The organism is Stenotrophomonas sp. LM091, assembly GCF_001806305.1.
Taxonomy (GTDB): domain Bacteria; phylum Pseudomonadota; class Gammaproteobacteria; order Xanthomonadales; family Xanthomonadaceae; genus Stenotrophomonas; species Stenotrophomonas bentonitica_A.
The window spans coordinates 2,635,069-2,648,942 of the sequence record NZ_CP017483.1; the positions used below are offsets into that span (position 1 = coordinate 2,635,069).

15 protein-coding genes are annotated in these 13,874 nt (G+C 67.9%); 8 read left to right on the plus strand and 7 right to left on the minus strand.

Features of this window, described 5'->3' with window-relative positions:
- Positions 1-8: 8 nt before the first annotated feature.
- Positions 9-1,565 (minus strand): M56 family metallopeptidase, encoded by a 1,557-nt coding sequence (locus BIZ42_RS11455; protein WP_070426510.1) that lies wholly within the window; start codon positions 1,563-1,565, stop codon positions 9-11.
- Positions 1,562-1,957: a BlaI/MecI/CopY family transcriptional regulator gene (locus BIZ42_RS11460; protein ID WP_070426511.1), complete on the minus strand. Its 396-nt coding sequence runs from the start codon at positions 1,955-1,957 to the stop codon at positions 1,562-1,564. Before BIZ42_RS11460 ends, BIZ42_RS11455 begins: the two co-directional genes overlap by 4 nt.
- A gap of 572 nt (positions 1,958-2,529) precedes the next feature.
- Between BIZ42_RS11460 and BIZ42_RS11465 the strand changes: the two genes are divergently transcribed.
- Both BIZ42_RS11465 and BIZ42_RS19695 read left to right on the plus strand, forming a co-directional pair.
- Entirely contained in the window at positions 2,530-3,342 is an 813-nt protein-coding gene (locus BIZ42_RS11465) for an alpha/beta hydrolase (RefSeq protein ID WP_070426512.1), read from the plus strand.
- Between the two features lie 114 nt (positions 3,343-3,456).
- Entirely contained in the window at positions 3,457-3,633 is a 177-nt protein-coding gene (locus BIZ42_RS19695) for a hypothetical protein (RefSeq protein WP_172838047.1), read from the plus strand.
- A 12-nt stretch (positions 3,634-3,645) separates the two neighbouring features.
- Here BIZ42_RS19695 and BIZ42_RS11470 read toward each other — a convergent pair whose 3' ends face one another.
- Entirely contained in the window at positions 3,646-4,488 is an 843-nt protein-coding gene (locus BIZ42_RS11470; protein WP_172838048.1) for an MnmC family methyltransferase, read from the minus strand.
- A gap of 194 nt (positions 4,489-4,682) precedes the next feature.
- On the opposite strand from BIZ42_RS11470, the gene BIZ42_RS11475 reads away from it, so the two are divergent.
- The gene (locus BIZ42_RS11475; RefSeq protein WP_019185716.1) at positions 4,683-5,168 is read left to right on the plus strand and encodes a transposase; all 486 of its coding nucleotides are present in this window, start codon (positions 4,683-4,685) and stop codon (positions 5,166-5,168) included.
- 154 nt (positions 5,169-5,322) lie between these two features.
- On the opposite strand, the gene BIZ42_RS11480 is transcribed toward BIZ42_RS11475, so the two are convergent.
- The gene (locus tag BIZ42_RS11480; protein WP_019185717.1) at positions 5,323-5,742 is read right to left on the minus strand and encodes a hypothetical protein; all 420 of its coding nucleotides are present in this window, start codon (positions 5,740-5,742) and stop codon (positions 5,323-5,325) included.
- A 196-nt stretch (positions 5,743-5,938) separates the two neighbouring features.
- On the opposite strand from BIZ42_RS11480, the gene BIZ42_RS11485 reads away from it, so the two are divergent.
- Positions 5,939-6,223 carry a hypothetical protein gene (locus BIZ42_RS11485; RefSeq protein ID WP_070426514.1) on the plus strand — a complete coding sequence of 95 codons (285 nt, stop codon included), beginning with the start codon at positions 5,939-5,941 and terminating at the stop codon, positions 6,221-6,223.
- A 14-nt stretch (positions 6,224-6,237) separates the two neighbouring features.
- Here the strand turns inward: BIZ42_RS11485 and BIZ42_RS11490 are convergent, their stop codons facing one another.
- Positions 6,238-6,609 carry a MerC domain-containing protein gene (locus BIZ42_RS11490; protein ID WP_046272885.1) on the minus strand — a complete coding sequence of 124 codons (372 nt, stop codon included), beginning with the start codon at positions 6,607-6,609 and terminating at the stop codon, positions 6,238-6,240.
- A gap of 70 nt (positions 6,610-6,679) precedes the next feature.
- On the opposite strand from BIZ42_RS11490, the gene BIZ42_RS11495 reads away from it, so the two are divergent.
- The gene (locus BIZ42_RS11495; protein WP_070426515.1) at positions 6,680-8,008 is read left to right on the plus strand and encodes a GTP-binding protein; all 1,329 of its coding nucleotides are present in this window, start codon (positions 6,680-6,682) and stop codon (positions 8,006-8,008) included.
- Between the two features lie 10 nt (positions 8,009-8,018).
- Here BIZ42_RS11495 and BIZ42_RS11500 read toward each other — a convergent pair whose 3' ends face one another.
- Both BIZ42_RS11500 and BIZ42_RS11505 read right to left on the minus strand, forming a co-directional pair.
- Positions 8,019-9,629: an ABC-F family ATP-binding cassette domain-containing protein gene (locus tag BIZ42_RS11500; protein ID WP_070426516.1), complete on the minus strand. Its 1,611-nt coding sequence runs from the start codon at positions 9,627-9,629 to the stop codon at positions 8,019-8,021.
- A 175-nt stretch (positions 9,630-9,804) separates the two neighbouring features.
- Positions 9,805-10,707 (minus strand): LysR family transcriptional regulator, encoded by a 903-nt coding sequence (locus tag BIZ42_RS11505; protein ID WP_070426517.1) that lies wholly within the window; start codon positions 10,705-10,707, stop codon positions 9,805-9,807.
- Between the two features lie 237 nt (positions 10,708-10,944).
- Here BIZ42_RS11505 and BIZ42_RS11510 point away from each other — a divergent pair, with 237 nt between their 5' ends.
- The 3 genes from BIZ42_RS11510 (at position 10,945) to BIZ42_RS11520 (ending at position 13,873) form a co-directional block, all read left to right on the plus strand.
- The gene (locus BIZ42_RS11510) at positions 10,945-11,370 is read left to right on the plus strand and encodes a hypothetical protein (RefSeq protein WP_237393496.1); all 426 of its coding nucleotides are present in this window, start codon (positions 10,945-10,947) and stop codon (positions 11,368-11,370) included.
- A gap of 246 nt (positions 11,371-11,616) precedes the next feature.
- The gene (locus tag BIZ42_RS11515; protein WP_070426519.1) at positions 11,617-12,819 is read left to right on the plus strand and encodes an MFS transporter; all 1,203 of its coding nucleotides are present in this window, start codon (positions 11,617-11,619) and stop codon (positions 12,817-12,819) included.
- A 79-nt stretch (positions 12,820-12,898) separates the two neighbouring features.
- The gene (locus BIZ42_RS11520) at positions 12,899-13,873 is read left to right on the plus strand and encodes a polysaccharide deacetylase family protein (RefSeq protein WP_070426520.1); all 975 of its coding nucleotides are present in this window, start codon (positions 12,899-12,901) and stop codon (positions 13,871-13,873) included.
- Position 13,874: the final 1 nt, after the last annotated feature.

A 13,874-nucleotide genomic window follows, 5' to 3' on the forward strand; every position in this document is an offset into this window, starting at 1 on the left:
GCGTCCGCTCACCGTCTGCCGGCGACCGCACCACGCTGGGTGAGGTACTCACGGACGCGATCGTTGCGTGCCTGATTCAGCGGCGAGCGCCACTGCCCGAAATCGGCCACCACGCCCAGGTTGACGTCGGCACCGTGCTCGACCAGATAGGCCACGGTCTCTACATCGCCGGAGCGTGCAGCGTTGATCAGCGGGGTTTCGTCCAAGGCGACGATGCGGTTGACGTCGGCCCCGGCGCCGACCAGGCGCTCGACGACCGGCAGATGACCGCGACGTGCCGCAGCGATCAGCGGATTGCCATCGCCGCGCGAGGCCAGGTCGGGCTGCGCGCCTAGCACGAGCAGGGCGTCGACCATCGCCAGTTCGCCTTGCTTGGCGGCGATGATCAACGCGGTGCCGTCGCCACTGACCTGCGTGTCCACGGCAACACCCGTCTTGACCAGCTGTTGCACGCGGGAGATGTCGCCTTTGCTGGCCGCGCTGAGCAGCTGCTCGGCGTGCGGCGAGACGGTGCGCGACGTGGTGGCGGTTTCGTTCTCTGCAACGATGATCGTTTTGCCCAACCGCGGCGTAGCGGCCACGGTGACACCAACATGCGCGACCAGCGCAACCGCACACAGCGCGCCCCAGCCGAAGCGCGTTGTCCGGCGGGCCGAGCGCGTGTCCAGACGCAGCAGCCCATCGATGCGCTGGCTCAAGCCACTGCGGGTGGCAGACATACCGACGGCCAGTGGCGCGCTGCGCCTGCGCTGTGTCGTCAGGCCGGCGATACCGGCTAGGAGGGAATCGGCATAGCCGCGGCCACTCCCGGTGCGCAGGGCCGCCCGTTCATCGCAAGCCATCTCGCGGGCGAGATCCAGCCGACGGCCCAGCAGGCGCAGGAACGGGCTCCACCAGTACACAGCGAGCAGTGCACGCTGTGCAGCCGTGATCCACAGATCATGCCGACGAACATGCGCGGCTTCATGCAGCAGCAGATCACGCAGCGCGGCCGGGGGCAGGGTGGATGCCATCGTGGTCGGCACCAGAATGTGCGGCGACCACAGGCCAACCACCATCGGGCCCGGGGCGATATCGGATAGTGCAATGCTGGCACCCGCAGGCAGTTCTCCACCCAGCAGCGCTTCGTGCTGGGGCGAATGCCGCGCGCTGCGATGCAGGCGACGCGCTTGCCATGCGCCTTGGCCCAAGCGGGTCAGACCCCATAGCGTGCCGAGCAGCCAGATCAGCACGGCGCCGTGCAGCAGCGTCGGCGTGGTGGAGGCGGGGATCGTGTTGGTGATGCCGTCCACTTTCTGCGCGGCAACCGCCACTGGAGCCCCAGTGGGTGAGGGCAGTACGGCCTGCTGCGTGACCTCAACAGTCGTCGGCGCGGTGCGAGGCAGCAGGACCAACAGCGGTGACGCCGCGGCCAGCACAAAGGCCACGCAGAGCGCCCAGGAGCGCGCTTCCGCACTGAGCCGGCTGCGCCCCAGCACCAAGGCCGCAAGTGCGAACAGCAGGGCACTCTGCCAGAGATGTTGCGCGGCCATCGTTGCCAGGGCCTGGGTCCAATGCACGGTCATTTGGGCGTCCTCGAAGGAGATGCGTCGTCCACGCGTTGCTGCAGCGCTTTGAGCTCGTCAGCGTCCATGTCGTGCTCATCGATCAGGTGCTGGGCCAGCACGCTGGGCGAATCGTTGAAGAAGGACTTGAGCAGATTCTCCAACGCCTGTTTGCGCGCCTCGCTGCGGGTGATCGCGGCGCTGTAGATGAAGGCGCGACCCTCGCTGCGATGGTGGACCAGGCCTTTCTTGTCCAGCACCTTGAACATGGTCAGCACGGTCGTATAGGCGACCGGCTTCTTCTTGGACAGCTCGTCGGCGACCTCGCGCACGGACGCCTCCTTCTTCTTCCAGAGCACCTCCAGAATGCGGCGTTCGGCGTCGGTCAGGGCAGGCGATACGGGGCGGGCCATGGCTATCTACTGGTTCGTTAGTTGATGGCCGCATCGTGCGCCCGACGGATCGGTCGTGTCAACTATGTAATTAGTAATGGACGACCTGCGCGGCGAGCCATGGCTCCGCCGGCCACGTCGCCGGCACGCATCTATGGGTTGTCATGGCCACGCAACAGCGCGCAGCTGGCACAGCACTCGCTCTCCGGCCTCTGCCGCAGGGCAGCACGCAATGCCGCATGGGCTGCAGGATGCGCACCAAGGCCATGCAACAACAACGTAAGTGCCAGCCCACAGCAGGCGTTTCCGGACGCGCTGGGTTCCACACGATGCGCAGCCTCCGGTGTGATCTCATGACAGTCCATGTACCGGTTCCCAGCGTCGACGATGCCCCATGGCAACTATCGTCCGCTGGCGTCTCAGAGGCTGAGATCGTGGCCGAGTGATGCCAGCTTCGCACCGCTGAACGCACCGGTGGGTATCAGTCAGCCCTGTGCACGCCACGTCAGCGCCCTGCCGATTTCTTTCACAGCTCACCAAACCCCCCCTGCCTAGGATCGAACCTCCTTTCCCCATCGCTCCAAGGAGTTCCCATGGCTGCTTCCCGCGTTCGCCTGCACGTTGAAGATTCCGGTGGTACCGGCCGCCCGGTGGTGCTGATCCATGGCTGGCCGCTGTCGGCCGAATCGTGGAAGGCCCAGGTCCCCGCGCTGCGCGATGCGGGCTACCGCGTGGTGGCCTACGACCGCCGTGGTTTCGGTCGCTCGGATAAGCCGGCCGATGGCTACGAGTACGACACACTCGCCGATGATCTGGCCGGTGTCCTCGAGGATCTCGATCTGAAGGACGCCACCCTGGTGGGCTTCTCGATGGGCGGTGGAGAAGTGGCGCGCTATGTCGCCAAGCACGGTGAATCGCGCCTGCACAGCGTGGTGTTCGCCTCGGCGGTGCCGCCGTACATGCTCAAGACCAGCGATAACCCCGAGGGCCCGCTGACCCAGGAAAAGGCCGATGAAATGCGCAAAGGCCTGGAGAAGGACCGCGACACGTTCTTCGATGGCTTCACCAAGGATTTCTTCAGCGCCAACGGCGAGCTCAAGGTCAGTGAGGAAGAGCGCCAAGCCGCCATCAAGCTCTGCCAGCAGTCCGACCAGACCGCGGCGCTGGGCTGCATGAAGGCCTTCGGTACGACCGACTTCCGCGACGACCTCAAGAAGGTGACGGTGCCGACCCTGGTGCTGCACGGTGACAGTGATGGCACGGTCCCGTTCGAGGGCTCGGGCAAGCGCACGCATGCGGCCATCGCGGGCAGTGAGGTGGTGGTGCTGAAGGACGCACCGCACGGCTGCAATGCCAGCCACGCCGATGCGTTCAACAAAGCACTGTTGGACTTCCTGAAGAAGTAAGTCGCAGGTCGTTATGCGCTGTACGCGCCCGGCACGTTGAACTCACGTGCCGGGCGTTCTTGTACGCTGTCCCCGCGCAGCAAAACTGTAGCGCCAGTCCACACGAGACCGCCCATGCGCCAGACCCAGACACCGCCCTGGAAGAAACCCAGTCCCAATGGGAACAAGAAGTCGCAGCCGCTCTCCGAGGCGCAGAAGGATGCGGCACGTCAGCGCGCCGAGGAAAACGGGCGGCGCTATCCCAATCTTGTCGACAACATGTGGGCGGCCAAACTGCCACGCGGCAGTTGACCATCACCTCGCTCAGCGCTTGACCGCGAGTACCCCATCCATTGCCAGCTCGGCCTTGAAGCCTGCCTTTTCCAAACGCTTGGCGACCTCGCGCGGCACATCGCGGCCGCTGGTCAGCTTGTTCGGCGCTCCGGTGTAATGGAACATCCGGCCGCCCTTGCGGATGACACGCGCCAGCTGGTCGTAGAACACCTGTGAGTACAGCTCGCCGGCGATGCCGAAGCGCGGCGGATCATGCAGGATCGCGTCCACCGAGGCGGTCTCCAGCCCTTCGATCTCCTGCGACACGTCACCCTGGCTCAGCGCCAGCCGGCCGCCGCTGCTCTCCGCGTCCGGATCGGGCGACCACGGGTTGAGGGTGCGCAGCCACAGCACATCCGGGTTCTTCTCGAACGAGCGGATACGCGAGACGCCGCCTTCCAGGCAGCATGCCGCGAAGTAGCCCAGGCCGCCACAGGTATCCAGCACCGTCTTGCCGGCCGGCGCGATCAGCGCGACCTTGCGGCGGGCATCCTCGAACGGGGAGACCTGCGCGCTGGGCAGCATCTTGATGCCGTCGATCCCGAAGGTCGGTGCGTCCCAGTCGGTCGGCACCAGCTTGATCAGCGCCGAGCCGAAGCGCGAGATGGCCAGGAACTCCTCGCCGTCCCAGTAGTACAGGGTGCGGTCCTTGGTCTTGCCGGGATAGGCGTAGGTCTCGCCCTTCCACTGCCAGTGGTCGGCCGCCAGCGTGGCGGTGCCGGTGGAGCGGCCGAGGTCGAGCGAACCGGTCCATTCACCGGTGCCGGCATCGCGGGCGCGGGTCAGGCTCTCGGCGAGCGGGCGGGTCAGCAGGGGGCCGGTGTAATGGGGCACGGGATCCAGGGCCGCGGCGCAGACGCCAGGCGGCATGTCAGTCAGGGGTGGGCATCGTACCTGAGATGCCCCTGGCCGGCCCTCATGCGACCGGTTCATGACCGGGAGTCCGACCCGCGCATGCGCTGGTGTCCGAGGTGCGCACGGGGAGTGCGCTGATCGCGGTGCGGCCGGCAGCTTTGGATACTTTGGCCATGTCCTACGACCACCTCCTCTGGCCTACCGGCACCGCCTACTTCTTCAGCGCGCACCTGCGCGATCGCAGCAGCAGCCTGCTGGTGGAACAGGCGCAGACCCTGCGGCTGGCGTTCCGGGTGGCGCAGCAGGCGCGGCCGTTCCGGATCAACGCGATCGTGGTGCTGCCGGACCATCTGCATGGGGTGTGGACATTGCCGGAGGGCGATGAGGAGGGGCATCGCCGTTGGGCGCAGGTCCAGGCGATCTTCGACAGGCAGCTGCCGATGGTTGATCCGCGGCTGCAGCTGCGGCGGGACCGCAGCCTGCGGCCCCTATGGCACAACGGCTTCCGCGAGCACCGGATCGTTGACGCCGAGGACCTGCAACGGCACGTGGCCTATGTGCACCACAACCCGGTCAAGCACGGGCACGTGCGGGATGCCACGCAATGGCCCTACAGCTCGATCCACCGCGGTCGCCGGGAGCCGGAGGAGCCAGGCTGAGGGTTGGAGATGGGGATGGGGATGGGGTTCCCGCCTGTGTACGACCGCGGGCGGGGATGTTGGGGATGGGTGTCGCGGACCGGGCCACCGGTGCGGGCGGGCGGTTGCCGCCTGTATCAGTGGCCCGGTGGGCGGGATCCGGAAACCTTGCCCATCAGGGGCACTTCACCGGAAAGACCGGGCCGGCGCCGATCAGCACCAGCGCCATGTAGTCGCTGTCCTTGGCCTTGCCCTTGAGCGTGGCGCCCGGGTTGAACTTGAAGATGCCGAAGCCGCCACCGGGGCGGACCAGCGCTTTGTTGATCTGGTCGGCATCGTCGCGGAAGAACTGGGCGATCTCCGCGCGGCTGGATTCCTGCAGCGGCGTGGCATCGCGCTGCCATTGCTCATCGCGGTTGAAGGACACGTAGTACTGGCCGCTCTGCTGCTCGATGCGGAATTCGGCGGGCTTGCGCGCGTGGGTGGCATAGCAGCCGAGCATCGGATCGGAGGAGAACACGCCGGCGCTGTTGTCCTTGCCGCAGCCGGTCAACAGCAGCGGCGACAGGAAGAGCAGGCTGGGCAGTACACGCATGGCAGATCCTTGGCGGCGGGTGTGGGAGCATTGTCCAACACGGCGTGAAAAGATGCCGTCTGCGTGCCCCGTGCCCCGTGCCCCGTGCCCCGTGCCCCGTCGCCGGCAGGCAATGGTGTACGGTGACGCGATTCTCAGGAGACCCCTCGTGCCGCCAGATTCTCCGCAAGCGCCGCGCCCATCGTCTGTCGCACCCATGTCGGCTCAACGGCTACCGCTGCTTGGCCTGGTCAGCTTCCTCGGCCTTCCCGTCGGGGCGGCCGCCGCGCATATCGCCACGGCCGCCAACCACGGGGTCACCGCCGGCGCCAGCACCACCGGCGTCTCGATCGGCGTACTTGCTTCAGCAGCCGTGGGCCTGATCGCCACGGTCGGCTCGCGCGTCCGTCAGGAGCGCTGGCCGTGGCTGGGCATCGTCGGTGCGGTGCTCAGCGCGGCGCCGCTGGTGCTGTTCCTGGTCGGGATGATGTTCAAGCACTGAGCCGGGCCGTCCGCTCAATGCCGGTGCCGCCGCCAGGCATTCCACACATGCGTGCTGGCCAGCAGCAGGCTGCCGACCACGGTCATCGGGGTCTCGGCGTCGTGGCTCGGCCATCCCATGGCGCCGGCCAGCAGCAACAGGAGTCCGATCGCCGCGCCGGCCATCGCCAGCACGGGCAGGCGATGCTGGCGGTGGGCGCGCCACAACGCGAAGCCGGTCACCGGCGCGGCGATGGCCACGAACAGGGCATGCACCCACTCGGCCTGGGCCCACACGCCCATCAGCGGGAGCATCGCCGCGAGCAGCGGCAGGGCCAGGCAGTGCAGCAGGCATAGGCCGGAAAGCGCAATGGCGCCGGCATCCAACAGGGCAGAGGATCGCTTCATGGGGCGTGGGGGCCTTGGTCAGTGAATGTTATATAGTAACATTTCATTCCCCTTCCTGACCTGCTCTGCCATGACTGCCTCTGCCTCCTTTGATTCGCGTCTGCCGGTGACCGTGCTGTCCGGCTTCCTGGGCGCCGGCAAGACCACCCTGCTCAATCAGCTGCTGCGCAACCGCGAGGGCCGCCGGGTCGCGGTGATCGTCAACGACATGAGCGAGATAAACGTTGATGCGCAGCTGGTGCGCGAGGGTGGCGCTGCGTTGAGCCGCACCGAGGAGACGCTGGTGGAGTTCAGCAACGGCTGCATCTGCTGCACGCTGCGCGATGACCTGCTGCAGGAGGTGCGCCGGCTCGCGGCGGAGGGGCGCTACGACTACCTGCTGATCGAGTCGACCGGGATCGCCGAGCCGATGCCGGTCGCGGCAACCTTCTCGGTGCGCGATGAGGATGGCTTCAGCCTCAGCGACATCGCGCGGCTGGATACGCTGGTGACGGTGGTCGATGGCGCGCGGTTCCTGCACGACTTCGGCTCAAGTGACCGGCTGATCGACCGCGGCCAGCAGGCCGGCGAGGACGACGACCGCGGTGTGGTGAATCTGCTTGCCGAGCAGATCGAGTTCGCCAACGTGCTCGTGGTGAGCAAGTGCGATCTGATCGACGATGACACGCTGCAGTCCACGCTCGCCGTGCTGCGTGCGATGAACCGCGATGCGCGGCTGGTGCTGTCCGAGCAGGGCAATGTGCCGCTGCACGAGGTGCTTGATACCGGCCGCTACGATTTCGTCAAAGCGCAGTTGGCGCCGGGCTGGATGCAGGCGCTGCGTGGCCAGCACACGCCCGAGACCGAGGAGTACGGCATCACCAGCTTCGTCTACCGCTCGCGCCGGCCGTTCCACCCGCAGCGTTTCGCACGGCTGCTGGAGACCGGGCTGGGCAGTGTGATCCGCAGCAAGGGTTTCTTCTGGCTGGCCAACCGCATGGACTGGGTGGGCGAGCTCTCCAGCGTCGGTGCCGCCACCCAGACCTCGGCTGCCGGCTTCTGGTATGCCTCGCGCGAGCGCATGGAGGCCGGTCTGGAAAACACCTCGCCGCTGCTGCCGCCCACGCGCGTGCCCTATACGGATATCGGCTGGGCCCGCCAGCAGGCGGCGTGCTGGACCGCGCCGATGCCGAGCGTGGAACAGGTCGGCGATGCCGGCGAGTACCAGGCGATGCGTAAACTGTGGCATCCCTGGTGGGGCGACCGCCGCCAGGAGCTGGCGGTGATCGGGGTGGCGATGGACGAACCCGCGGTGCGCGCCGAGCTGGATGCCTGCCTGCTCAACGATGAGGAACTGCGTGCCGGGCCGCTGCTGTGGCAGCTGCTGCCGGATGCGTTTCCGGCGTGGGCGCGCACGTAGCCGCGCGGCGTTACACCGGCGTCAGCCGCCACCCCGCATCGGTTGCGCGCAGGGTGTGGGTCAGGCCCACCGCCTCCAGCAGCGCGCTATCGTGCGAGACGATCATCAACGTGCCGGTGTACTGACCGAGCATCTGCTCCAGCGCGCCCAGCGAGGGCAGGTCGAGGTGATTGCCGGGTTCGTCGAGCAGCAGCAGCTGCGGCGGCGTCCGGGCGTACAGCACCGATGCCAGCGCCGCTTTCAAGCGTTCGCCACCGCTGAGCGTGGCCAACGGCCGCAGGCTGCGCTCGGCATCCAGGCCGAGCAGGGCCAGCTGCGTGCGCAGCGTGCCTTCGTCGGCCAACGGATGCGCGCGCTGCAGCAGTGACAAGGCCGAGGCGTCGCCCGGCAGCAGCGTGAGTGACTGGTCGAGCAGGGCGACGCTGGCCGCTACCTCGACCTGCCCCGAGAGCGGTGCCAGTGTGCCGGCGAGCAGCCGCAGCAGCGTGGATTTGCCGCTGCCGTTGCGGCCCTGCACGCCGATCCGCTGGCCGCGCTGCACGGTGAGATCCAGCGTGTTCCAGGGCGCTTGCACCCATGGCAGCTCGGCGGCGATGAGCTCGGCCGCGCGCTGCGGCCCGGGCTGTTGGATCACCGGGGCGAGCAGGGCGATCTCGATGTCCTGCTCCACCTCGCCGGCAGCCTCGCGCACGCGCGCATCCAGTTCGGTACGGCGCTCGTTCTGCTGTGCCTGCCAGCGGCCGGCAGTGTGCTCGCTGCGGTTCTTCATGCCACCGAGCAGGATCGGTGCCTGGTTGGCGGTGCGTGCATCGCGTGTAGCGCGCGCCTGCCGATGCGCCATCTTCTCGCGCTGATCGCGCAGCTCGGTCTGCTGCTGGCGGCGCTCGCGCTTGCGCAGGGCCAGCTCGGCCTGGGCGCTGCGCCGCTCGCCGTGTTTCTGATCGGCGTAGAGATCGTAGTTGCCGCCGTATTGGCGCAGTCCGCTGGGCGTCAATTCGACGATGCGCGCCATGTGGCGCAGCAGCGTGCGGTCGTGGCTGATCACGATCAGGCCGCCGTGCCAGCGCTGCAGCGCGTCGATCAGGCGCTCGCGATGGTCGGCATCGAGATGGTTGCTGGGTTCATCCAGGATCAGCCCCTCGGCACCGGACAGGAACGCACCGGCCAGTGCGACCTGCATCGCCTGGCCACCGCTGAGCGTCGCCGCCGGCTGCAGGGGATCGAGCGCGGGCAGCCCGAGCAGGTGCCACTGTGCCTGCAGCTGCTCGCGCAGATCCCAGCGCTCACCCACGCAGCTGAAATCGTCCGGATCGACGCTGCCGGCTTCGATGCGGAGCAGGGCATCGAGCACCGCACCGACCCCGGCCAGGTCGGCAATGCGGTCCTCGGGTACGCCGCTGTGCTGGGTGAGCAGGTGCACCGGCCCACTGCGCAGGATGCGGCCGGAGGTGGGCGCGAGATCGCCGCTGAGCAAGCGTGCGAGCACGCTTTTGCCCACGCCGTTGCGTCCGACCAGACCGGTCGGGGTGCCGTCGAACGCGGCGGACAGTTCGGAAAACAGAACCCGGCCGTCGGGCAAGGTATGCGTCACGCGGTCGAGCGTGAGAGCGAATGCGGTCATGCGACCTCCATTGGATGCCAAAGACTCCCCTCCTGCGGAACAGGCGGGTGGAGACGGGCCGTCAGACGACGGCGGCATCAATGGCGCATGTAGGCCTACCTCGGCAACAAAGGCGGCTGGCTGCCGCGCGTGCAGTATAGAACCGCGCAGCGGCAGGGCGATGAACGCCGCCTGCTCAGCAGCTCACGCCGGTCAGCCGCGCGCTGATGAAATCGATGAAGACCCGCAGCTTGGGCAGCACATGGCGGCCGGAGGGCCAGAGCAGGTAGAAGGTGCCGCAGGCATGGATGCGCTCGGCCATCACCCGCTGCAGCCGACCGTCGGCCAGTGCCTCGCGCACCGAGTGCTCGGGGATGTAGGCGATGCCGCGCCCGGCCAGCGCGAAGGCCAGCCGCGCTTCGATCGTATTGCTGACCATCGAGACCGGCAGTGCCAGTGGCGCAGCGCCTGGCGTCTGCGGCAGCGGCCACGGCTCCAGCTTGCCGCTGCTGGGGAAGCGGTAGTGCAGGCAGTCGTGGTGCAGGAGGTCCTCGGGCACACGCGGCGTACCGCGCCGGGCGAGGTAGTCTGGCGAAGCGACCAGGTAGCGCGGGAACACGCCGAGCTGCCGGGCGCTGAGGCGCGAGTCGGTGGGCTCGCTGACCCGCAGCACGGCGTCGAAGCCTTCCTCGATCACATCCACCAGCCGGTCATCGAAATCCAGCTCCAGGCGGATGCCGGGATAAGCCGCCATGAACTCGGTGAGCAGCGGCAGCGAGATGTCGCCGACCAGCGGCAGGCTGACCCGCAGCACCCCCGTGGGTGCCTCGGTCTGCTGGACCAGCTCGTCACGGGCGGCGTCACGCTCATCCAGGATGCGCCGGCATCGGACCAGGAAGCGCTCTCCCTCGGCGGTGAGGGTGACGCTGCGGGTGCTGCGATGGAACAACCGCACGCCGAGTGCCTGCTCCAGACGCGACACGGTCTTGCCGGCGGCCGAGGCGGAGATGCCGAGCATGCGGCCGGTCTCGACGAAGCTGCGGGTGTCGGCGACCTGCACGAAGGTCTGCAGGTTGCCGAGGTTGTCCAGGGCTGACATGGGCGGGCACACAGGAAAAGAGCCTTCACTGTAGCGGGCGTCATGGCCTGCGGGGACAGGCGTGGTGCGATGCTGCTGCAACAGTGAGGATCGCAGGTGGCCGGTGGCCACCAGTGGCCCGATTGACGCGCATCCGCGCCGCACGCGACCATCCGTCAGCCCTGCTGTGGGGCCTGCTCAGCGTCAGGGGACGTCATGCAACTCGTATTTACCAAGGGGTCTGGAAAGCACGACCGGATGGACCTGATCCGCGACGGGCATATAGCCGAAAGTATCGAGTGCCCCAAGCAGGGCATCATTCCCCACGACATGGTCCACTTCGCTGTCGAAAGTGTGCTCCACAAGCGCGGGTTCATCGGTCGCGTGCTGGAAGGTGAGGCGGCGTCATTCCAGATGCAGGCCGATTCTGAAAGCGATGGCGTGGAGCGGCTGGTGGAGGTGTTCCAGGCCGATGGCTGGTCGGGCTGGAGCACGGCTGCGGCGGACATGCTGGATCTGTATCAGGTGACCTGCACCGCGCGTCACTGCGCTCCGCTGGAGGTACTGGCAGCGGATATCGAAGCGGTTCGCGGGAAGATCCTTGAATTGACCGCGCAATGGCAGTCGGTTCCGGTGGGCAAGTCGTTGACGCTGCAGTTCGTGCATGGTGCGGGTGCACACTGACGCGCGGGGCGGCGATCCCCGTCACCCTCACGTGACCCGTTGGCCTGCTGTGTGAGGCAGCCGGGGGAGCATGACCGCGATTGCGGAGCTGGCAGTCCGGAATGTACGGAGCGCTGACCCGCTGTTTCCCCAGCGGCTCAGCCCCTACGGTGGCGCTCCCCCCACTTACGGCGCCTCCATGTCTTTCTTCCCTGACGTCAGCGGTTCCACTGTCGCGCTGGATGCGGCCCCCACCCGGGTGCACCCATGAGCGGTCACGCGGTCGATACCAGCGCCGTGCCCCTGCCCAACGCGGCCACCCGATTGCCTTTCGGCGGTCTGCTGGCGCTGGCCTGCGCGGGCTTCATCACCATCCTCACCGAGGCATTGCCGGCGGGCCTGCTGTCACCGATGAGCGCCGATCTCGGCGTGAGCCGCGCGCTGGTCGGGCAGCTGGTCACCATCTACGCCCTGGGCTCGCTGGTTGCCGCACTGCCGATGACCGCATTGACGCGGCGTTGGCCACGCCGCCCGCTGCTGCTCACCGCGATCGCCGGTTTCGTGGTGGTCAATACCATCACCGCGATGACACATCACTACGGCCTGATGCTGGTCGCACGCTTCTGCGCCGGCATCAGCGCGGGCCTGCTGTGGTCGCTGGTGGCGGGGTACGCCAGCCGCATGGTGGTGCCGCAGCTGCAGGGCCGGGCGATCGCGGTGGCGATGGTCGGCACGCCGCTGGCGCTGTCGCTGGGCATCCCGGCCGGTACGCTGCTCGGCCAGACCATCGGCTGGCGCTGGGCGTTCGGGTTGATGTCGCTGCTCAGCGTGGGCCTGCTGGTGTGGGCGCGGCTGGCGCTGCCGCCGTTGCCAGCCCCGGGCGCGGCGGCCCAGCAGCCGTTGGGCAACGTGCTGCGCCTGCGCGGCATGCGCACCGCGCTGATGACGATGTTCCTCTACGTGTTGGCGCACAACGTGCTCTACACCTACATCGAGCCGTTCGCGTCGCTGTCCGGCGCGGCGGCGTGGCTGGATCGCCTGTTGCTGGTGTTCGGGGTGGCCGCGCTGGTCGGCATCTGGATCACCGGACTGCTGGTGGATCGCTGGCTGCGCGCGCTGGTGATCGCAAGCACCGTGGCCTTCGCACTCTCGGCAGTGGCGTTCGGCCTGTGGCCCGGCTCGCCGTGGGTGCTGGTGATCGGGACGGTGGTGTGGGGCATATCCTTCGGTGGCGTTCCCACGCTGTTCCAGACCGCGGTGGCGCGCCGTGCGGACGAGGCCGGGGACATCGCGCAATCCTTCGTGGTGACCGGCTGGAACCTGGCGATCGCGCTGGCGGGCATTCTCGGCGGCGTGATGCTGGAAACCGTCGGCGAACGCTGGCTGCCAGCGGTCCTGCTGGTGCTGCTGCTGGCCACGTTGATGGTGGTGTTGCGCCAGCCGCGCGCCTGGGCACCGATCACGCACTGAGCCCAGCCGCCGCACCCGGCAAGATGGACCGTGATGCCCGGCGCTATGCTGGGGCCGGGTATCGCGATGGGAGCAGCGGGTGCGCAAGGGAGTTCTTCGAAGTGCTGTACTGGCACTGCTGTGCCTGGCCGGCATCGCCCACGCGGCGGCGCCGGAGCGGCGCATCGCGCTGACCATCGATGATCTGCCCTGGCAGCGCCTGGACGAACGCGCCGAGCCCGAGCTTGCCGCCTGGCACGCGCGGCTGATCGCGGCCCTGAAGCGGGCCGACGTGCCGGTGGTGGGCTTCGTCAACGAGGTCAAACTGGAGGTGGATGGGCAGGTGCAACCCGCGCGGGTGCAGATGCTGCGCGACTGGCGCGATGCCGGCGTTGAGCTGGGCAACCACACCTACGGGCATGTCGACCTGCATGCGATCGGGCTGGCTGCCTACGAGCAGGACATCCTGCGCGGCGAGGTGACGCTGCGTCCGTTGCTGGCCGAGACCGGGCAGGCGCCGCGCTGGTTCCGGCATCCTTACCTGCGTGCCGGGCAGTCGCCGCACGAACGCGCGGCGCTCGGGGAGTTCCTGCAGCAGCACGGGTATCGGGTCGCACCGGTCACGGTCGACAACAGCGAGTGGATCTGGGCGTTCGCCTACGATCATGTGCGCGATACCGACACCGATCCTGTCTCGCGCGAGGTACGCCTGCGCCAGCTGCGCCGTGGCTACGTGCCGTACATGCTCAAGAAACTGGACTACTACGAACAGCAGGGCCAGCAGCTGCTGGGCCGGCTGCCGGCGCAGGTGTGGCTGATCCATGCCAACGCGCTCAGTGCCGACTGCGTGGAGGAGCTGGTTGCGGCCACGCGCCGGCGGGGCTATCGCTTCATCTCGCTGGAGGCCGCCTTGCAGGATCCGGCCTATCAGCATTCCGATGGCTACAACGGCGCCGGTGGCATCAGCTGGATCCAGCGCTGGGCGATGGCGGAAAACAAACCGCAGGCCTTCTACGCAGGCGAGCCGCCGGTGCCGGCATGGGTGATGACGCTGGCCGGGCTCGAGGGCGAATGAT

What these genes read in the sequence shown, in the direction of transcription:
- BIZ42_RS11455 (WP_070426510.1), bottom strand. Translation starts at nt 1,565, where the DNA reads ATGACCGTGCATTGGACCCAGGCCCTGGCAACGATGGCCGCGCAACAT.
- BIZ42_RS11460 (WP_070426511.1), bottom strand. Translation starts at nt 1,957, where the DNA reads ATGGCCCGCCCCGTATCGCCTGCCCTGACCGACGCCGAACGCCGCATT.
- BIZ42_RS11465 (WP_070426512.1), top strand. Translation starts at nt 2,530, where the DNA reads ATGGCTGCTTCCCGCGTTCGCCTGCACGTTGAAGATTCCGGTGGTACC.
- BIZ42_RS19695 (WP_172838047.1), top strand. Translation starts at nt 3,457, where the DNA reads ATGCGCCAGACCCAGACACCGCCCTGGAAGAAACCCAGTCCCAATGGG.
- BIZ42_RS11475 (WP_019185716.1), top strand. Translation starts at nt 4,683, where the DNA reads ATGTCCTACGACCACCTCCTCTGGCCTACCGGCACCGCCTACTTCTTC.
- BIZ42_RS11480 (WP_019185717.1), bottom strand. Translation starts at nt 5,742, where the DNA reads ATGCGTGTACTGCCCAGCCTGCTCTTCCTGTCGCCGCTGCTGTTGACC.
- BIZ42_RS11485 (WP_070426514.1), top strand. Translation starts at nt 5,939, where the DNA reads ATGTCGGCTCAACGGCTACCGCTGCTTGGCCTGGTCAGCTTCCTCGGC.
- BIZ42_RS11490 (WP_046272885.1), bottom strand. Translation starts at nt 6,609, where the DNA reads ATGAAGCGATCCTCTGCCCTGTTGGATGCCGGCGCCATTGCGCTTTCC.
- BIZ42_RS11495 (WP_070426515.1), top strand. Translation starts at nt 6,680, where the DNA reads ATGACTGCCTCTGCCTCCTTTGATTCGCGTCTGCCGGTGACCGTGCTG.
- BIZ42_RS11500 (WP_070426516.1), bottom strand. Translation starts at nt 9,629, where the DNA reads ATGACCGCATTCGCTCTCACGCTCGACCGCGTGACGCATACCTTGCCC.
- BIZ42_RS11505 (WP_070426517.1), bottom strand. Translation starts at nt 10,707, where the DNA reads ATGTCAGCCCTGGACAACCTCGGCAACCTGCAGACCTTCGTGCAGGTC.
- BIZ42_RS11510 (WP_237393496.1), top strand. Translation starts at nt 10,945, where the DNA reads ATGGACCTGATCCGCGACGGGCATATAGCCGAAAGTATCGAGTGCCCC.
- BIZ42_RS11515 (WP_070426519.1), top strand. Translation starts at nt 11,617, where the DNA reads ATGAGCGGTCACGCGGTCGATACCAGCGCCGTGCCCCTGCCCAACGCG.